The 18,574-nt window shown below is 57.0% G+C and carries 15 protein-coding genes and 1 pseudogene; 8 read left to right on the forward strand and 8 right to left on the reverse strand.

Annotation, left to right across the window (positions count from 1 at the left end):
* The first annotated feature begins 130 nt into the window (after window positions 1-130).
* The 7 genes from AC6T8Q_RS16825 (at window position 131) to AC6T8Q_RS16855 (ending at window position 7,981) form a co-directional block, all read left to right on the forward strand.
* Window positions 131-1,759, forward strand: a complete 1,629-nt coding sequence (locus AC6T8Q_RS16825; RefSeq protein WP_500680194.1) for a phytoene desaturase family protein — start codon at window positions 131-133, stop codon at window positions 1,757-1,759.
* A 115-nt stretch (window positions 1,760-1,874) separates the two neighbouring features.
* Window positions 1,875-2,258, forward strand: a complete 384-nt coding sequence (gene sufU / locus AC6T8Q_RS16830) for a Fe-S cluster assembly sulfur transfer protein SufU (protein WP_500680195.1) — start codon at window positions 1,875-1,877, stop codon at window positions 2,256-2,258.
* A 125-nt stretch (window positions 2,259-2,383) separates the two neighbouring features.
* Window positions 2,384-3,667: an aminotransferase class V-fold PLP-dependent enzyme gene (locus AC6T8Q_RS16835; protein WP_500680196.1), complete on the forward strand. Its 1,284-nt coding sequence runs from the start codon at window positions 2,384-2,386 to the stop codon at window positions 3,665-3,667.
* A 101-nt stretch (window positions 3,668-3,768) separates the two neighbouring features.
* A complete protein-coding gene (locus AC6T8Q_RS16840) occupies window positions 3,769-5,103 on the forward strand; it encodes a prenyltransferase/squalene oxidase repeat-containing protein (RefSeq protein WP_500680197.1) in 1,335 nt (444 codons plus the stop codon).
* Window positions 5,104-5,255: 152 nt separating this feature from the next.
* Window positions 5,256-6,443, forward strand: a complete 1,188-nt coding sequence (locus AC6T8Q_RS16845; protein ID WP_500680198.1) for a prenyltransferase/squalene oxidase repeat-containing protein — start codon at window positions 5,256-5,258, stop codon at window positions 6,441-6,443.
* Window positions 6,444-6,545: 102 nt separating this feature from the next.
* The gene (locus AC6T8Q_RS16850; RefSeq protein WP_500680199.1) at window positions 6,546-7,481 is read left to right on the forward strand and encodes a M48 family metalloprotease; all 936 of its coding nucleotides are present in this window, start codon (window positions 6,546-6,548) and stop codon (window positions 7,479-7,481) included.
* 2 nt (window positions 7,482-7,483) lie between these two features.
* A complete protein-coding gene (locus AC6T8Q_RS16855; RefSeq protein WP_500680200.1) occupies window positions 7,484-7,981 on the forward strand; it encodes a putative molybdenum carrier protein in 498 nt (165 codons plus the stop codon).
* A 223-nt stretch (window positions 7,982-8,204) separates the two neighbouring features.
* On the opposite strand, the gene AC6T8Q_RS16860 is transcribed toward AC6T8Q_RS16855, so the two are convergent.
* Entirely contained in the window at window positions 8,205-9,293 is a 1,089-nt protein-coding gene (locus AC6T8Q_RS16860; RefSeq protein WP_500680201.1) for a PA0069 family radical SAM protein, read from the reverse strand.
* Window positions 9,294-9,504: 211 nt separating this feature from the next.
* On the opposite strand from AC6T8Q_RS16860, the pseudogene AC6T8Q_RS16865 reads away from it, so the two are divergent.
* Window positions 9,505-9,831: pseudogene (locus AC6T8Q_RS16865) on the forward strand (FxsA family protein); the annotation flags it as partial.
* A gap of 243 nt (window positions 9,832-10,074) precedes the next feature.
* On the opposite strand, the gene AC6T8Q_RS16870 reads toward AC6T8Q_RS16865, so the two are convergent.
* The 7 genes from AC6T8Q_RS16870 to obgE all read right to left on the reverse strand — a co-directional run bounded on the left by AC6T8Q_RS16870 (window position 10,075) and on the right by obgE (window position 18,550).
* A complete protein-coding gene (locus AC6T8Q_RS16870) occupies window positions 10,075-11,676 on the reverse strand; it encodes a cytochrome c peroxidase (protein ID WP_500680202.1) in 1,602 nt (533 codons plus the stop codon).
* 88 nt (window positions 11,677-11,764) lie between these two features.
* The gene (gene tpx / locus AC6T8Q_RS16875; protein WP_500680203.1) at window positions 11,765-12,283 is read right to left on the reverse strand and encodes a thiol peroxidase; all 519 of its coding nucleotides are present in this window, start codon (window positions 12,281-12,283) and stop codon (window positions 11,765-11,767) included.
* Between the two features lie 208 nt (window positions 12,284-12,491).
* The gene (locus tag AC6T8Q_RS16880; RefSeq protein WP_500680204.1) at window positions 12,492-13,025 is read right to left on the reverse strand and encodes a hypothetical protein; all 534 of its coding nucleotides are present in this window, start codon (window positions 13,023-13,025) and stop codon (window positions 12,492-12,494) included.
* Window positions 13,026-13,091: 66 nt separating this feature from the next.
* Window positions 13,092-15,284, reverse strand: a complete 2,193-nt coding sequence (locus tag AC6T8Q_RS16885; RefSeq protein WP_500680205.1) for a tetratricopeptide repeat protein — start codon at window positions 15,282-15,284, stop codon at window positions 13,092-13,094.
* 280 nt (window positions 15,285-15,564) lie between these two features.
* A complete protein-coding gene (locus AC6T8Q_RS16890; protein ID WP_500680206.1) occupies window positions 15,565-16,704 on the reverse strand; it encodes a GTPase in 1,140 nt (379 codons plus the stop codon).
* Window positions 16,701-17,552, reverse strand: coding sequence for a type III pantothenate kinase (locus tag AC6T8Q_RS16895; RefSeq protein WP_500680207.1), 852 nt, complete (start codon window positions 17,550-17,552; stop codon window positions 16,701-16,703). The genes AC6T8Q_RS16890 and AC6T8Q_RS16895 overlap by 4 nt, the downstream gene beginning before the upstream one ends.
* Complete coding sequence (gene obgE / locus AC6T8Q_RS16900) at window positions 17,549-18,550, reverse strand: GTPase ObgE (RefSeq protein ID WP_496920957.1); 1,002 nt, start codon at window positions 18,548-18,550, stop codon at window positions 17,549-17,551. Before obgE ends, AC6T8Q_RS16895 begins: the two co-directional genes overlap by 4 nt.
* Window positions 18,551-18,574 lie beyond the last annotated feature (24 nt).

The raw sequence follows: 18,574 nt of genomic DNA on the forward strand, positions 1-18,574 counted from the left end.
GTCTGTTGGATGCCAGACCCCTCGGTCCTCACGACTCTCTACAGGACGATTGGCTCCCCTCGGGATGACATTTTTGTACAATGCGTTTTTCCGAGATATTCGCACATCGGCAACAAGGACGTGAAACACGATGGCCAACCACGGCAAATACGACGTAGTCATCATCGGCGGAGGACATAATGGCTTGGTCGCGGCGGCTTACTTGGCCAAGGCTGGCCGCAAAGTGTGCGTTTTAGAACGCCGCCACGTCTTAGGTGGGTGTGCCACAACCGAAGAGATCTGGCCCGGCTACAAAGTTTCAACCGCCGCGTATGTGATCAGCCTGTTTCAAACGCAGATCATTCAAGAACTCGCGCTCAAGGAATATGGCCTGCGTATCTTGCCGCGCAGTCCATCGTCGTTCACGCCCCTGCCCGATGGTCGTAGCTTGTTGATGGGCCCCGACCCCGCGCTCAATCAACGCGAAATCGGCAAGTTCAGCATGCGCGATGCCGCGGCCTATCCACGCTACGAAGCCTTACTGGAACGGGTTGCTGCAACGTTAGAACCCGTGCTGAGCGAAGCGGCCCCCGATCCCCTCCCCTTGCCATCGGATTGGCGCAAGATCGGCATGGGGAAAAAGCTTCGCGATGGCAAGAAGATTCTTAATTTACTCAGCGCTACCAAAGCTCTCGGTGCGGATCTGCCCGAAGCCGTGGAACTGCTCACCGGGGCCGCGCGGCCGATCTTAGAACGTTGGTTTGAATCCGATGTGCTGCGTGCAACGTTGGCGACCGACGCGATCATCGGCGCGTTCGCGTCGATCAGTTCGCCCGGCAGTGCCTATGTGCTGCTACATCACGTGATGGGCGAAGCTGGCGGCTCGCGCGGCGTGTGGGGCTACGTGCAAGGAGGCATGGGTGGATTGTCGGATGCGCTCGAAAAAGCGTGTGTCGATCTCGGCGTGGAGATTCGCCGCGAAGCGCCCGTTCATGCGATTCACACCGACAAACATGGCACAAGTGGCGTGGGGCTCGAAGACGGATCGCAATTGGAAGCGCGGGTCGTGGCTTCGAGTGTTGATGCCCATCTCACTTTTGAACGGCTTCTTTCCCCTGAGGTGTTGCCCGCCGAGTTCCGTGAAGCGGTTGCACGCATCGATTACTCGTCGGCGTCGGCCAAGTTGAACCTTGCCTTGAGCGAGCCGCCAAAATTCACGTGTGTCCCTGGCGACGGAGTTGGGCCCCATCATCACGGCACGATGCACATTGGTCCGTCGCTCAATTATTTGGAACGTGCTTACGACGATGCCAAGTATGGCAAGCCGAGCGAGAATCCCATTCTCGAATGCACGATGGCCACAAGTGTCGACTCCACGATTGCCCCGCCGGGCAAACATATCCTATCGATCTTCGTGCAGTACGCGCCATACAAATTGGCGTCGGGAAATTGGGACGAGATCAAGGAATCGTTCGCGGATCGCTGCGTCGAAGTGCTGGCCCAATATGCACCCAATATCCCCAATGCCATCGAACATCGTCAATTTTTGAGTCCGCTCGATTTGGAACGAACTTTCGGCATCACGGGGGGCAACATCATGCAGGGGGCCATGCCGCTGCATCAGCTCTATTGTTTCCGCCCCGTGGCAGGCTGGGCCGATCACCGCACGCCCGTGCCGGGCCTCTATTTGTGCGGTGCGGCGAGCCATCCCGGCGGCGGCGTCATGGGAGCCTGCGGCCGCAACGCCGCCCGCGAAATCCTGCGGGATAAGCCCTGGTAGTGGGTCGATGTGAAATGCTGGATGTGTTCACCCAAATGTAAGAAAAACGAACGCAAATTGCGTATAATGTGTCTCTGACATCTGCAATCTCACATCATATATCTGACATTTCCCCATGCCCTCCGAAGAAGAACTTTACCAGGATCACATCCTCGATCACTACGAAGACCCCTTTCATCGGGGAACACTCCCGACGGCTACCCATGCCCACCAGGACAAGAACCCGTTGTGCGGCGATGTCGTGCGGATTGAACTCGAACTCGATGATGCTGGTAAGATCGTCGACGCCTACTTCAGTGGCGAAGGCTGCGTAATCAGCCAAGCGTCGGCTTCGATGCTGCTCGAAAAGCTGCAAGGCAAAACGGTCGACGAGATCAAAGACTTTTCCGCTGGGGACATGCTGGAACTCTACGGCCCGCGGCTCACGCCCAACCGCCAGAAGTGCTGCCTGCTCTCGTGGAAGGTTCTGCAATCGGCCGTGCATTCGCCGGTGACGTAGGCCGGAACAAGCCGTGCGCAGTTCCGGCAGAGAAACATGTCCCGCACTGCGACTGTCGACCAACCTCCTGCCGGAACTCGTACTACTCGTTCCGGCCTACAAACTTTGAAAGTGTCTACGAAGTCATGAGCAATCTCGCCACACTCGACGAAGCGGCTTTGTTGCCCGCTTCCTTGCGCGAAGACTTTCCGATCCTCACCAGCGACGTGCTCGACGGCCACCCGCTCGTGTTTCTCGACAACGCTGCGAGCACTCAGCGCCCCCGGCAAGTGATCGACGCGATCACGCGCATTTATGAGCACGACTATGCCAACGTGCATCGCGGAATTCACACGCTCAGCGAACGCAGCACCGAACAATACGAACAAGCCCGCGAGAAAGTCGCGGCATTTATCGGAGCCACCAACGGCCGTGAAATTATCTTCACGCAAGGCACCACGGGATCGATCAATCTCGTGGCACGAAGTTGGGGCGAAACCAACTTAAAGCCCGGCGATGAGATTCTCAGCACGGTGATGGAGCATCATTCCAATCTCGTTCCGTGGCAGCAAGTCGCCGCCAAGACCGGTGCGGTCATGCGACACGTGCCGCTCACGCTCGATGGCCGGCTCAACATGGAGGAGTTCAAGAACCTGCTCTGCGAGCGGACCAAGCTCGTGGCCGTGGCGAGCGTCTCCAATACACTGGGCACGATCAATCCGATTGCCGAAATTGTGACCGCCGCTCATGCCGTGGGTGCATTGGTGTTGGTCGACGCCGCGCAAAGCGTGCCTCATCTACACACCGACGTGACCACGCTCGACGTCGATTTTCTGGCCTTCAGCGGACACAAGATGCTCGGCCCTTCGGGGGTGGGCATTCTGTACGGCAAGGAAAAACTGCTGGACGCGATGCCGCCGTTCCTCGGAGGGGGCAGCATGATCAACGAAGTGCGGCTCGATAGTTTTACTCCCGCCGAGCTTCCCGCCAAGTTTGAAGCGGGCACTCCGCCGATTGCCCCCGCGATTGCGATGTCGGCGGCGATTGAATACCTGGAGAACATCGGCCTCCACGCGATTCACCGCCACGAGGACGTGCTCACGCAATACGCTTACGAGCAGCTCAATCAAATCGATGGCCTACACATCCTGGGCCCACCGCCGGAATTCCGCGCGGGGCTGATCAGCTTTGCCTTCGAGCGGGTTCATGCCCATGAATTCGCGCAAGTGCTCAACGACCGCTTTGGCGTGGCCGTGCGCGCGGGGCATCACTGCACGCAGCCGCTGCACAATGCACTGGGAATTTCCGCCAGCACCCGGGCGAGCTTCTACCTGTACAATCGCCCCGAGGATGTTGACCGTTTGATCGAAGGGGTCATCGCCGTGCAAGCGATGTTCGCCCCCAAAGGCCGTCGTCGGCGTTCGCAATAAATTCTTGGGAACTCTTTCCCCGCCCTCGGCGTCGAAAGCTCTGGCAGGCCGATTTCCCGCGGCCCTTATCCTTCCAAAGCCCTCTCACAAGGAGTCAAACCATGACTTCGCGCCGATTGTCTTGTCTTGCGCTCACACTGCTAGCGACTGTGAGTCTCTCAAAACTCCTCACAGCGGAACCGATTTCCGCCAATCCTGAACAAGCTGCAACACGGCAAGTTCTCGAACAATTCACCGTTGTTAAAAAGCCAGAACCGGCCCCACAACCTATCGCACCCGGAGCATTCCCCGAATTCGTGAAGAAGGGGATCACTTGGTTGATCGCCGCGCAGCACACTGACGGCGGTTGGGGTGGCGGCTCCCACGCGCAACAAGGCGTTCGTGATCCCCAGGCTGTGCAGACCGACCCGGCCACGACGGCGTTCACGTTGCTTTCGCTCATGCGGGCTGGCCACACACCTGTCGCTGGCGAATATCAATCGCAAATCAAGAAAGGTTTGGAATATCTACTCACGACCGTCGAGCAAGCACCGACCGCAGGCCCGCTGATCACCAACATCGAAGGGACTCAGCCACAAGCCAAGTTGGGCCGCTACGTCGATACGGCCATGACGTCGCAATATCTGTCGCGCGTGTTGCCACTCGTGAAAGAGGACAAAGCCTTGCACAAACGGGTGAACGCCGCGATTGATAAGTGCCTGGTGAAATTGCAACTCTCGCAGCAAGCGGACGGCAGTTGGAGCCAAGGGGGTGGTTGGGCACCGGTGCTGCAGTCCTCGTTGTCTTGCTCCGCTTTGGAAATCGCCGCGGCCAACGGCAAGAAAATTGATAAGGCGATTCTCGACAAAGCCCGCGACTATCAAAAAGGCAATTTCGATCAAGCTTCAGGTCGTGTAAGTGCAACCTCAGCTGCAGGAGTGGAATTGTATTCGTTCAACGGTTCATTCCGCGCAAACGCCGCCGACGCCAAGGAAGCGGAAGATCGCTTCGAGCTCGCCAAAGAAGAAGGCCGATTGCCGGCGACGGCCGCGATGAGCGAAGATTCGCTCAAAATTGCTGGCGTGGGCGACAAAGCCGCTCGCAAGTTGGCTGCCGCCGCACAACAAAACTTGGCGCAGATCGCTCGTCTGGATGACGAAAAATTGCTGGCTGGCTTTGGCAACAACGGCGGCGAAGAATATCTGAGCTACATGATGACCAGCGAAACGCTCGTGATCGCCGGAGGCAAAAAGTTCAACGATTGGAACGGCAAGATGGCCGAGCGGCTCGAAAAAGTGCAAAATGGCGATGGCAGTTGGAGCGGCCACCATTGCATCACCAGCCCCGTGTTCTGCACGGCTGCCGCGGTGCAATGCCTGACCGCCGAAAACGATGCCGAGTTTCTCAACGCAATGGCCAAACGCACGAATGCCGAGCAACTTGCCACCGCGAAGTAAAGAAGGTCTTGTTTGCTTGCGAACATGTCATTCTGAAAGGCCCACACTAGATGAACTGGCACGACTTGAAGAATCTGGCTTCCATCACCGTGCGCACTCCACCCGTAAGAGTGTGGCAGGCTAGATCATTCGGTCGCCAGGGCTCTCTCAGGATGACATGTGTTTTTCTGTTAATTTTCAGCATCGCAAACACATACGCTGCTGAGCAACGAACTCCCACTGAAGCACTCGCCAAGGCCAGAGAATTTCTCTGGAGCCAACAGTATGACGACGGTTCCTGGCGAAGCGAGCAATATGCCGTCATGCGTTCTGGCCAAGCACTCACGCCGTTTGTGCTGCACACTTTGCTCGCCAGTACCAAATCGCTCACACCCACAGAAATCGAAAAAACCAAAAAAGCGATCGCGTTCATTGTCTCGCAACTCGATGACGATGGGGCGATCGGCAAGGCTGATCCCGATATTTTGGAGTACCCCGTTTACAGTACGGCCTACGCCATCTTGGCCATTGATCGTCTTTGCAAGCTTGATCAAGAAGCGAGTGCGGAGCATCGTCTAAAGGCGTCAAAAATTTTGATTAGGTTGAACCGTTTTCTGATCTCCTCTCAGTTCGAGGAGAAAAGCGGCTTCACCACAGCAATGCCTGCCTATGGTGGCTGGGGGTTCGATAAGGCTCAGCAGCCCGGCGACCCAGGACACATGGATTTGGCACATACACGAAGGGCGATCGACGCTGCATTCGCACTTGGTGTTCATTTTACCAACAACGGCGGTGATGTTCGTGCCAGAACACAGCGTTTCCTCGCCGTCGTACAAAAGCGACCCGAAACACTCAACGTGCAACCCGTCCCCGAGGGTGTTGAACGACCGCAAGAAATTCCTTTCGACGGCGGATTCTATTTCTCCCCCGTAGTCTTGCAAGCCAACAAAGGCCGTCTCGATAAGGATGGCAACTACTGGCGAAGCTATGCCACGGCCACGTGTGATGGAATCCTCGCGCTCTTAGCGGCGGGAGTTCCCAAAGACGACGAACGTGTGACCGCCGCGGTGCAGTGGCTTAAACAACACACCAATCTCGACTACCCCCAAGGGATTCCGACCGACTATCCCGAACCTTGGGGCGATGCCCTCAAGTACTATCACTTCGCCGTCCGTGCCGAAGTGTACGCTGCGCTCGACTTCCCCGCCGCGGAAAAGTTGGCCCTCGCCAAAAAGGTCGCCGCCCTCGAGCACCCCGACGGCAGCTTCGCGAATGCCGAGAGCCCCCTCATGAAAGAAGACGATCCGCTACTAGCCACAGCGCTAGCCGTCGTCGCCCTCTCCCATTGCACCGACCAATAGCCGCTTGCGGCTTAGCGGCCCCGCGCGCACGCCCCAACTTTTCTTTTCCCCGTTTCCTGCTATAGTGGACGCTCGTTAACCACTCGATCCTGGAACGGCGATATGGCACGCACATCGACCCTCCGCTTTCCCTTTCCTCAATCCCGCGGCAATACCGGCCAGCGCCGGCAAATGTTCGGCGGCTCGGGTGCGGGGAGCGCACTGAAAGCGCGGCTCCTGATCGCGCTCGCGATCGCGGCGTTCGCCTTCTTGAGCTACTACGCCAAGTCCAAAGATATCAACGAAGTCACGGGTGAACCCGAACGGGTCGCCCTCACCGACGAAACCGACGAAATCCAACTTGGTTTGCAGGCCAAGCCGGAAATGATCGGCATGCACGGCGGCCAATCGCGGAACATTGCTGCGCAGCAGCAAGTGCAAACCGTCGGCTGGCGACTCTTGGAAGCGCTCGATAAGGAGCTCGCAAAATTCAATCGCGAGAATCCCGGTGCGAACCGTCGCAACCCTTATGAAGAAGCGTTTCAGTTCACGTTGCTCTCCGATCCCAAAACGGTGAACGCGTTCGCCCTGCCGGGTGGGCAAGTTTTCATCACCGAAGCCCTGTATGCCGCCCTCGAAACCGAAGGGCAACTCGCCGGTGTGTTGGGCCACGAAATCGGTCACGTCCTCTCCCGCCACGGCAACAAACAAATGGCTCGGCAAGGCATGTTTCAAGGACTCGCTGGTGCGATTGGCGTGCTCGGTGGGACGCAAGAATCGGCTCAAGCCGCGCAGATGATTTCCGCCACGCTCAGTATGAAGTATGGCCGTGAAGCGGAACTCGAATCCGACGACTGGGGCGTGCGGCTTTGCTATCAAGCGGGCTACGATCCCCGCGCGATGATCGGCGTGATGAAGGTCCTCGAAGAAGCAGGCGGAGGACAAGCTCCACCCGAGTTTTTCAGCACGCACCCCAAGCCCGCCAACCGCGTCGAGTTTATCGAACGGGCGATCGAAAAATACTTCCCCAGCGGCGTGCCCGACAATTTGCGTAAATAGCAATGGATTTGCCGCGCGACTTCACGATTGTGTCAGGCGGACAGACAGGCGCGGACCGCGCCGCTCTCGATTTCGCAATTCGCTTTGGCATTCCTCATGGCGGGTGGTGTCCCCGCGGCCGACTCGCCGAAGATGGCCCCTTGGATAACCGCTATCAACTCACGGAAACTCCGTCCTTCAAATACGACCAGCGAACCCGCTGGAACGTCCGCGACAGCGATGCCACGCTAGTTATTACAATCCAAGCCACCCCCACCGGCGGCACCGCTCTGACATTGGCCGCTACGCGCCAACAAGGCAAACCTTGTCTACATATTGCCCGCGAGACAGTCGCTTCCATAAGTGAAGCAGGTGAACAAATCGCCGAATTTATCACCGAGCATCACGTCGAACGGCTCAACATCGCAGGCCCCCGCGGATCGCAAGAACCCGAGATCGCGGCGTTCGTAACCGAACTACTCACCTCGGCCCTAGCTGCGAATGTCTTTGCTACAGAATAGAACGCGGATGAACGCCGATTAGCCGGATACTCAGCGGATTTATTACAGAAGGAAGCAGAGTGAGCAGAGAATTTGAATCGGAGGCCGATATCTTTATTAGCGAAGATCAGCGGCCATGAGTGTTCCGATTTCCCTTCTTACCTCCGCTTACTCTGCTTTCTCCTGTAAAACACTCTCCGCGCTAATCCGTCCAATCAGCGTTCCTCCGCGTTCTATGTTCGCTTCAGAATAACGACAACTGCCCACTCGCCGTTTTCGGTGGTCGAAACTGCGAACAATCCAGTGGTGTGAGCTTGCTGTTATCCAACCCATACTTTGCGGCAAAGACTTTGAACGTCTGCGCGATTTGATCGGCGATTAATCCTGTGCCACGCATCCGCTTGCCGAACTCTGCGCTGTTGTCGCGTCCTTCGCGCGTCGAGCGAACCCTTCCTTTTACTTTCTCGGCCTCGTCGGGGAGTTGCCGTTCGAGCCATTCAAAAAAGACTTCGCGCACGGTCGTCGGCAAGCGCAACAAGACGTAGGACGCCCCTTGGGCCCCCGCTTCACTCCCAGCCTGCAAAATGGCGGGAATCTCACTGTCGTTCAGCCCGGGAATGATTGGTGCCGTCATCAAAAACGTCGGCACGCCAGCATCGTTAAGCGTTTTGATTGCTGCGATCCGTGCCTGCGGCGCGCTCGTGCGTGGTTCCATGATCCGAGTCAATTCTTGCCGCATGCTCGTAACGCTCATCGCGACCCGCACCAAGTTTCTCGCCGCCATTTCGCGTAGCACGTCGATATCGCGCGTCACGAGTGCGTTCTTGGTAATCAACGTCATCGGCTGCCGAGCTTCCAGCGCCACTTCCAAACACGCCCGCGTGAGGCGAAACTCCTTTTCCGCCGGTTGATAACAGTCGGTCACGCCGGAAAAGGCAATCGGCTCGGGCTGCCATTTCGGCCGCGCCAACCAATCGCGAAACAACTCTGCCGCACGGAGTTTCACGAGCACTTTGGTTTCAAAATCGATCCCCGCGCTCATCCCCAGATATTCGTGCGATGGCCTGGCATAGCAGTAGCTGCAACCGTGCGAGCAGCCGCGATAAGGATTCACGCTGTAGCGAAAGCCCACGTCGGGGCTGTCGTTCTCGCTGACAATCGATTGCGACGTGTCGACCAAATAAGTCGTCCGCAGCCGCTCGAGGCCTGCGAGATATTCTTCGTCGTCGGCCACGTGCTCAAGGTCGATCTCCTCAAGCACGTGCAGATAGGGATTAGCCGGCTGCGAACCCGCCCCCCTACCGCTCGGCATCGGAAAATTTCGATCCGCCATGTCACCCAAACTAAAGAAACCGATTTTGACCGCTAATTAACGCTAATACTTCACTCTCATTAGCGAACAATTAGCGCAGATAAGCGGTTATAAACTCAGAATCGAATAGTATACCTATGTTTACTATGCTTTAGTCAAGTGCACTCTGCGAATTACGGTGCTTTGTTTGCGACCACTACAACTCGTGCCTCGATCCGCATACCATTACGTCATGCCACTTTTAGCCATTCCTTTGACATTCCTTGGACTCATTGTCCTTGAGCTGTGGATTCTTGTGAAACTGGGATCCACGTTTGGGATTCTGCCGACGATACTGCTCGTGCTCGGAGCGGGGATCGTTGGCGCCTGGATTGCCAAGTGGCAAGGATTGCACGCAATCTTGCGCGTGCAGAATGAACTGCGGCAAGGCGTCGTCCCCACCCGCACCATCGGCGATGGCGCACTGATCCTCGTGGCGGGAATACTGCTACTGCTGCCCGGCGTGATCTCCGACGTCCTGGGGATTGCCCTGCTGATTCCGCCGATCCGCCATTTGGCGATGTTCGCCATACGCAACTGGTTCAGCAAGAACGTCCGCGTGCAAACTACCGCCTTCTGGCCAGCCGGCAGCGGCAAGCTCCCCGGCGACGACACGGTTCCGCGGCTCGTCGACGATCGTCGACGCAAAAGTGATCGAATCGCACGTCGTGGAAGAGTAAACCTAACTAGCCGGAGGCACACCTGCCTCCGGGGTTTTCTCGGAGGCAAGTGTGCCTCCGGCTATAGAGCACAACTTACGCACCTACTTCGGCAACCGCCCTTGCTCAGGCTCTGGCAGCGAGCCTTGCAGCCCCTCTTTCATAAAGGCCACGAGATCGGCTTTGTCTTGATCCGTGAGATCCAGCTTCTTGATCTTGTCGCTCAAGTATGGGTTGGGATGCCCACCCTTGGCATACCATTCGACGACTTCTTCCAATGTCTTCTGCGTGCCGTCGTGCATGTACGGACCGGTCAACGAGATATTGCGCACAGTCGGAGTTTTGAATGCCCCTTTGTCCTTCTCTTCGCCCGTTTGCTCGAAGCGACCAAGGTCGGGCTTTTCCGTATCCATGCCGACACCCAGATTGTGATACAGCTCGTCGGTGAAGTTGGCCCCCACGTGGCAGGTCGTGCAAGCCGCCTTGTCGCTAAAGAACAACTCCCCGCCGCGAATCGCCGACTCGCTGATCGGATGGGCTTCGCTGACTTTCTTTAACTCCATGTATTCGTTGTAAAACTCTTCGTCCTCTTCCTTGAGCAATTCCAAATCTTCGAGGTCTGCTTCGTAGGCTTTTTCAAACGTGGCCAACTGCTGATAGTAATCCCAAGGCGCGGGGCCAGTTACCAGCGTGCGTTCAAAACTCGCAATGGCCTTGCCGATGTTTTCGATGCTCAGGCCGTCTTCAAAAATTGCATCAAACTGTTTTTGATAGCCGGGGATTTTGGCAATCACTTTCACGGCCACTTCGTGCGTGTTGCCCATCTCGATGGGATTGGCAATCGGACCGATCGCTTGGTCTTCAAGTGATGTCGCTCGGCCATCCCAAAATTGCGGCCCGCTCAAAATCCGATTGTAGGCCGTGGGAGAGTTGCGATTCCCCATTTGCGATTTCATGCCCACGCCGAACTGCGTGTCCTTGGCATAACCAAATTCCGGATCGTGGCAGGTGGCACAGCTAATCGTGTTATCACCCGACAGTCGCGTATCGAAATACAATTGCCGACCGAGTTCGATCTTCGCGCGGGTCAGTGGATTCTCTTCGACGCCTTGAATCTGTCCCGCCCCAGCCGCAAGGCCCAATGGCAATTCCGGCAACAGCACCGCACGATTCACCGGGTCTTGTAGCCATTTTTCGATTTGTTCTTCGGTGAGATCCTCTTCGCCGGGAATTCCCATGAGCAATTCATTACCCCCGAGCATGAATTGCTCGGTCTTTTCCTTGTTGGGGGTGGCAATGCCTTTGAACTTATCGTCAATCTCGCGCTCGGCTTCGACTTCCTGAATCGCTTCATTGGCTTTTTCGACAGCTTCATCCTTAGCGGCTTTCTCGGCTTGAGCTTTGGGAGATGGCGACGCTTCTTCGGTCGATGGCGCAGGCGCCGTTTCTGTCGCAGCTGGTTTAACTTCCGTGGTGGCCGAGGGAGCTGCTTCAATAACAGCCGGATCAACTGCTGCTAGTTCGGCTTCGACAGCCTTCTCACCCGCAGCGGCAACTTCCTTGGGTTCCTCGGCGGGTGTGTCGGGCTTCTCAGGAGCAATAAGCTTCGGTTGGTCGTTCTCACCGACCGGCTTATCCTTTTGCATGGTATTGATCACCAGCGCAAGTGCCACAAGCGCTACCACAATTGCCAAAAACCTGCCCATTGTTCTTGCTTTCTCTTACAAGTTGATTGTGCATCATCAGAAATCACGAGCCGCCGCCGATCGTGGCGACGGCTCGTGTGTTGATCGCTTACAGCTGGCCTTTGAGCGCAGCCATCGCTTCCTCATAGTTCGGTTCGCTGGCGACTTCAGGAACGTATTCGGCGTAGGCCACGTTGCAGTCCTTGTCGAGCACGAAGATCGCCCGGCTCAGAATCTTGAGCTCTTCGATGAGCGTTCCCCAGTTGTTGCCGAAGTTGCGATCTTGATAGTCGCTGCCGACTTTCATGTTCTTGATCTCTTCGGCGCCGCAGAAGCGATTCATCGCGAACGGCAAGTCGAGGCTGATCGTGATGGCATTCACTTTGTCGCCCAGGGCCGACAATTGCTCATTGAACTTCTTGGTTTGCATCGCACAGACGGGCGTGTCGAGCGAAGGCACGACGCTCAAGATCGTCGGCTTGCCCTTCAGATCGGCGAGGCAAAGCTTCTTCAAGCCACCCTCAAAATAGTGCACGGTGAAATCGGGGGCGGGCTTACCCACCTCGACGGCCTTGCCGGCCAACGTCATCGGATTACCCTTAAAAGTAACTGCTCCAGCGCGCGACATGATCGAACCCTTCCTGTGTATGAATGTGGGCAAATTTGCGAAGTTTCTCAGCCCTTTAGTATCAGGTTTTGCAGGGCAGATTCAAGGCCCACCAAGGCGAGCGGGGGACGTAAGTCCCCTGCAAATTCACACATTTTCTCGCAAATCGCAGTTTGTTAAATACTTGCGCGAGGGCTTCACTGCGCGAGATAGCAAGATTGCGCGAGGCTTACGCCTCCCGCTCGCCTTGGGCTGTGCGATAACAGAAATCGAACAGCGTTTGCCATTCGCGCTGCTGCAATTGGCGGAGTGCCGCAATCTGCTGGGCGTCGTTGTTGCGCAGCGCTCGCTGACATTGGTCGACGAATTGATGCGGGTCCCAGGCGGAGCCATCGAGACTCGTCAGCTCCGCGTAGACGGGGTGATCTCCCACGCGATCGAACCAATATTTGGCATTGGAGAAATCCCCTTCGCGGCGATGCATGATTCCATGCCAATAGCTGCCCGAGGGAGTGCTTATTCCCTGACTGATCGTGTGCGACTCATCAAGAAAGTCGTGCAGCAGCCAAATTCCCGCCAACGCACAGCGGGCCATGTTCATGTCCGCGACGTTGATGCCAGAGAATGCTTGATCGACCGTGAGAGCGCTCAACGCTCGACGCGATCCCTCAAGAGGAACGCCTGCATCAAGCGGCATCAACCGCTCCGTGGGAATCAACGCAGCAAATTCTCGACCATAACTGGCTGGATCAAATGCACACACATCGTTTCTCGCTTGCGGTTTCGCGGGTCCATTCCGCTCAATCGTAAGCGCATCCCGACGCGAATACTACTGTGGCGAATCGGTCAGGCTGCCATTCACCTTGCGGGCCAGCACTTGATAGCGAGCCGCTGGTTCGGTTTTGCCCAAAGCTTGGTACATAGCCGACAGGTTTTCATAAGGCACCGACAACGATGTCGAACCCAACAGCCCCGCGTCCACCGCTTCTTCGATCAACTCCACGCCAGCCAGCGTGAGTTCCACGGCGCGCTCGCGGTCGTTGGTCCGCCAGTACGACACGCCCATGCTCACCAACGCATCGCCATGCTGTTGTGGCACGGCCAGAGTTGTCACCGGCACGGGATTCAGCAACAGATCGACAGCTTGGTCGTACCACTTGCAAGCCGCGCTGTGATCCTCTTCATGCACGGCGAAGACCGCACCGATTTGGAAATAGAGCCGGCCCATCGTGTAACCCGTGTCGGGGAGTTCATCGCGTTGACGCGAGAGTTCACTGAGTTTTTCCTCGGCAAGCTTGCCGAACTTCTTGGCCGATTCAGCATCACTTCGCAGATGTTCGATATCAGCGGCGTGCAGATAGGCTAGTCCCAACTCCCAGTCGTACTGGCTGCAAGTGAGCACGTCGGGCGTTTCTTCGAGCAAGATTTTGACAGTTTCTTCCGCTTCCTCGACCCACAGTTTGGGATTGATCGGTTTGGCGAGATTCGTCGCCGCGGCCAAGGCACTCACCGCCACTTGCAAGCGGCGTGGCAAGAAGCTTGCGTCTTCGTCGATCAACGCTTCGGCCAAAGCCGACGCCCGTTCGATCCATTGGGGCACGGCTTGGTTCTTATCTTGGAAATTGCCTTGAGCAATTTGCGTGGCAATCGCCAAGTGAGCGTCGATCAACACACACTGCGCCGCCTGGCGTGTGGCCACGTCTTCGCTGTTGGCTAGGCCGTCGGCAATCTCAATCGCTTTGCTATGGAGTTGAATCGAGCGTTCGGCGACTTCCGACGAACCGAGCGACGCAAGTTGGCCCATTTCTTCCAGGGCTTCGGCACGTTGGAGCGGCTCAACGCCTGGCAGTTCGAGAACTTTGCGTGCTTCGGCAACGGCCCGATCGTAGCGAGCCAACTGGCCAAGACACTTGGCCCACTGCAAACGATATTCGTGATTGTTCGGCGCGATTTCAACGGCCTCGGCGGCATAACGCTCGGCGGTCACGGCCTTACCCACGGCCAAATTATGGCACGAGAGCAAGTATTTGGCCTCGGCCGATTTCCGTTCAAGCGTCACCACTTGTTCGAGGTCAGCAATGGTCTGTGTGAGATTACTCTTGGCACTCTCTTTGGCTCGTAGCAAGAACAACCGCGAGCTAATCGATTCGAGCAGCACGCCGCTCACTTGTTCTTGGACGTCGGTGGATTCACCATCGCTGGCCATCACCATCCCGGCAGAATCGGAGAGCGTAAGAATCACGCCCCGCTCGGGATAAGCTTGATTGAATTGTGTTTTGGCGGCATCGCTCACAATCACGGGGCGAATCCCTTCGAGTTGCATGCTAGTGATCATATCGCTGATCGGCGTGGGCTTGTCGAGCGTAATCGTGATGGATTTCACGCGCTCGCCGGCAAAGTTCACGTCGACCGATTTCAAGCCTTCAAATTGAAAGCTGAGTATTTTGGCATTCGTGTCGCCATTGGTTGGCGCGGTCCAATCGGAAAGCACTTCGCTGCGTGTCGAGATTCCCGGCGTAATCCCGTGGAAAGTCACCGCTTCCAAAGTCGAATGCTCAGCCACAAGTGGCTCGTTCGGTTGCTCGGTCGCTTCAATCACGGGCTCGACGACCGGTTCGGCCTCGGCTTCAACAATCGGTTCATCCACTACGGGTGGCGCTGCAACTTCAATCGCAACGGGCGCACTTTCCGTGCGTGGCGTTTGAGCAGGAGCCATGGTGGGCTCAGCCAGTTCGGGCTCGTATTCCGAGATTTTCGAAATCGGCTCGAGTCGACGGCGTGTGCGCGGTTTGACGGGCGCTTTCGCGGGCTCTTCGCTGATCGTTCCCTTGGCGACGAGAATCGAGCGCTCGCCCTTGGGCTTTTGCGCGACCGCGACGACGGCCGGCTGCTCAGCTTCCCCTGACGCGGGGAAGTCCAGATCGGCGTAGCTGGTGCTCGCCATCAACAGTGCCGACAGCGCAACTTCCGCGATACGCGTAGCTCCGCTGACGATTGTGTGTTTCGAATTCCCCCCTTGCATGAACGCCCCTCCTCAGCGTCGATCCCTCCGACTCCTCATTCGTCGGTAGGTTTCTTCCCTGCTTACGGTCTTCATAACCGTCCTGCCAAAGATTCGTGAAAAGCCTCCTGGCGGCGCCTTCTACGCAACCATCATTTTTGTTATCGACCTTGACGAATGTCTGGCCTGCAACAAATGTTGCGAATAAGAAAAAATTATGAGGGGAGAAAGCCATGCTAGCGTTAGCCGGCAGCGTCCCGCTGCCGTGGAGTTAATGCCATCCTAGCACCGAAGGGCCTATTTAGAGTAACTCTGCGAGAACTCCCACCGCTCGGGTGGTTTCACCTGCTTGGCAGAATTCAAGTGCCGCTCGCACAGCTTCTTGCTGCCGGTCGCTAAACAAAACGGCTGCTCCTGAAGCGGGAAATACTGGCACCAATGCAGTCGCGATCGCTGCCAACAACGAATCGATTCCTGCGCCGGTCGTGGCACTTGTTGCGATCAAGTCGCCAGGGAGATTCGGATCGCTGATGCGATCAATCTTATTGAGCACCAAGAGCTGCTTCTCCGGAAGTTGCAGGCCGAGGCGATGAACTTCTTGGACTATCAATTCTTGATAAGTCGATTCTTGGCTCTCAGAAGTATCAAACACCCAGACCACAAGATCAGCATCCTTGAGGCGCTGCTTGGCCAGTTCAATCCCCGCGGTTTCGATTGCATCGCTAGCTTCATGCAGCCCAGCGGTGTCGCTCAGCACGACGGGCCAACCCTCGATTACCGTGGCAGCCGTCACCACGTCGCGTGTGGTTCCCGGCTGGTCAAACACGATCGCCCGGCGATAACCCACCAGCGCATTGATGAGGCTACTCTTCCCCACGTTCGGTCGACCCGCAATCACTACCTGCCAGGGACGAGTGAGATGCAATCCAAGATCAGCGGTCGCCAATAAGGCAGCGATTCGTTGTTCCGCTGTTGAATCGCACTTCACGAGCAAATCGTGAATCGTTTCGAGTTCCAACCTCAACGCACCATGATATTGCTCCAGCAAAATTAACGCAGTCCGCGGGGAAGCGGCTTGCGCCAAGGCAATTTGTGCTTCGAATTTGAAGACATCATCGTCTTGCCGTGCGAGCCAATCTTGCCAAGGGATCTGTTCACAACCTTGCGCTGTGAGATCAGCAGAAATCGCCGCCACCGATTGTGATCCTCCGTGGCAATGAATCTCCAAGAGTTCTGCGGCGCGACGACAAACAACGAGGTCTTCGCCATCAGAATTCCAACGTCCGTAAACAATAGACGCGATTCGCTGTTCGGTCAGACTTCGCCCGTTATTCGCACGAAAGTAATAGGCAACGGCATCAGTAGCCTGAGAACCTGCGACCGCCACGACCGCCACCGCGCCGCGTCCCGTCGGCGTGAGCACGCTAAAAACCGCGCTCACGGCTTGTCCTCGCACGCAACGGCGATTCCTGCGAGAACCAAATGCGGGATCAATCGCACTGTGAGTCCGCTTGTCTTGAGTGCATCAACAACGTGCGGTGCGTCGCCACCAGTTAGAAAAAGTTGTGGCTGGCTGCCTACGGATTGGCTCTGCTCGCGAATCAATTTTTCAAGGGCACCGATGAGCCCCCAATAGATTCCCGTCGACATCGCTTCGTTCGTATTCTTGCCGATCGCGTGCTGTGGAAGCTGCCAACTCTCCGGCGAAATGAGCGGCAACGATGCTGTCCCCGTGTGCAACGCACTGGCCGCCATCGTCAGCCCCGGCAGAATGGCCCCCCCTTCAAACACACCTTCCGCCGAAATCAGATTCACCGTGCAGGCTGTCCCCAGACTAATCACAATCGCCGGAGTGTTCGCGGAACGCAGGCGATTCACCGCCACGGCAGCGAGCGCCCGATCGATGCCCAACTTCTCCGGCTCGTTCACCGCCAGCTGAATCGGCAATTCCGATGTTTTGAGGATCCGTGGCGCAGCAAAACCGCTGAGCTTCAGCGTGTTGGCAACAACTGTTGTCACTTCCGGACTTACCGACGCGACAACGGCTTGAGGTTTGTGATCCACAAACTGCCCCAGCCACGAAGCCAACTCTTCGGCAAACTGCAACTTCGATTGATCGCGATGCGCGCAATCAAAGGTTTCCATCGGTTCTGGCAATCGCGGGGCGGCGATTGGCAATTGGCTGGGCTTCTCAGATTCACAAGCCGCGGTGTCGGGAAACCAACCAAGCTTCACGCGGCTTGTGCCGATGTCGATGGCCAACAAACCTGGCTGAATTGCCGCGCTCATTTTGCTTGCCGCTCTTTTGTGAGCAATGTGTAAGCACTCCGCACGACTTCATTGAGCCCCTGCCCCGTGACGGCGGAAAATAACAACACGGGCTTACCAATCTCCGCGGCCAGCTGATCACGCACTTCCGCCGCACCGGGGAGTTCCGCTTTGCTGACAGTGATTAACTCTGGTCGCGAGGCGAGATCGATGTCGTACTGCTCGAGCTCCGCGCGGATCGTGTGGTAGTTCTCAATGGGGTCGCTGCCATCCATCGGCGAGGGCTCGACCAGATGAATCAACACCCGCGTGCGCTCCACGTGCCGCAAGAATTCATAGCCCAATCCGGCCCCTTCGCTGGCACCTTCGATGAGGCCCGGAATGTCGGCCATCGCGAACGAATGATCGGCATCGACCTGCACGATCCCCAGGTTCGGAATCTTAGTCGTGAACGGATAGTCGGCAATCTCCGGCTTCGCTCGCGAAACCCGGCTCAACAGGGTGCTTTTCCCGGCGTTCGGCTTGCCTAGCAGTCCCACGTCCGCAATCACTTTCAACTCAAACGTGATCCGACGAACTTCCCCTTCGCCCCCGCGAGTGTGCTCGCGCGGCACTTGGTTGGTCGCCGTCTTGAAGCGTGTATTCCCTTTGCCCCCTGCCCCACCGCGCGCGGCGATCACCTGATCCCCCGCTTCGGCCAAATCCTTGAGCACAAAATCATGCTGGGCATCGATAACCACCGTTCCCGGCGGCACGCGAATGATCATGTCCTCAGAATTCGCGCCGTGGCAATTGCTCCCCATGCCCGGCGTGCCCGATCGAGCCCGCCAATGCTTGCGGTGCACCAGCATCTGCAAACTATCAACCCCCGGCTCAGCAACCACGATGATGCTGCCACCCCGACCACCATCACCCCCATCCGGTCCGCCCCGCGGAACATATTTCTCACGCCGGAAGCTGACGCACCCGTCACCCCCTTTACCGGCTTCAACATCAACAGTGACACGATCGACAAACATAGGAGATAGGACTACAGGTCTAAG

The sequence above is a fragment of the Bythopirellula sp. genome (genome assembly GCF_041737835.1).
GTDB lineage: Bacteria > Planctomycetota > Planctomycetia > Pirellulales > Lacipirellulaceae > Bythopirellula.

What these genes read in the sequence shown, in the direction of transcription:
- AC6T8Q_RS16825 (WP_500680194.1), top strand. Translation starts at nt 131, where the DNA reads ATGGCCAACCACGGCAAATACGACGTAGTCATCATCGGCGGAGGACAT.
- sufU (WP_500680195.1), top strand. Translation starts at nt 1,875, where the DNA reads ATGCCCTCCGAAGAAGAACTTTACCAGGATCACATCCTCGATCACTAC.
- AC6T8Q_RS16835 (WP_500680196.1), top strand. Translation starts at nt 2,384, where the DNA reads ATGAGCAATCTCGCCACACTCGACGAAGCGGCTTTGTTGCCCGCTTCC.
- AC6T8Q_RS16840 (WP_500680197.1), top strand. Translation starts at nt 3,769, where the DNA reads ATGACTTCGCGCCGATTGTCTTGTCTTGCGCTCACACTGCTAGCGACT.
- AC6T8Q_RS16845 (WP_500680198.1), top strand. Translation starts at nt 5,256, where the DNA reads ATGACATGTGTTTTTCTGTTAATTTTCAGCATCGCAAACACATACGCT.
- AC6T8Q_RS16850 (WP_500680199.1), top strand. Translation starts at nt 6,546, where the DNA reads ATGGCACGCACATCGACCCTCCGCTTTCCCTTTCCTCAATCCCGCGGC.
- AC6T8Q_RS16855 (WP_500680200.1), top strand. Translation starts at nt 7,484, where the DNA reads ATGGATTTGCCGCGCGACTTCACGATTGTGTCAGGCGGACAGACAGGC.
- AC6T8Q_RS16860 (WP_500680201.1), bottom strand. Translation starts at nt 9,293, where the DNA reads ATGGCGGATCGAAATTTTCCGATGCCGAGCGGTAGGGGGGCGGGTTCG.
- AC6T8Q_RS16870 (WP_500680202.1), bottom strand. Translation starts at nt 11,676, where the DNA reads ATGGGCAGGTTTTTGGCAATTGTGGTAGCGCTTGTGGCACTTGCGCTG.
- tpx (WP_500680203.1), bottom strand. Translation starts at nt 12,283, where the DNA reads ATGTCGCGCGCTGGAGCAGTTACTTTTAAGGGTAATCCGATGACGTTG.
- AC6T8Q_RS16885 (WP_500680205.1), bottom strand. Translation starts at nt 15,284, where the DNA reads ATGCAAGGGGGGAATTCGAAACACACAATCGTCAGCGGAGCTACGCGT.
- AC6T8Q_RS16895 (WP_500680207.1), bottom strand. Translation starts at nt 17,552, where the DNA reads ATGAGCGCGGCAATTCAGCCAGGTTTGTTGGCCATCGACATCGGCACA.
- obgE (WP_496920957.1), bottom strand. Translation starts at nt 18,550, where the DNA reads ATGTTTGTCGATCGTGTCACTGTTGATGTTGAAGCCGGTAAAGGGGGT.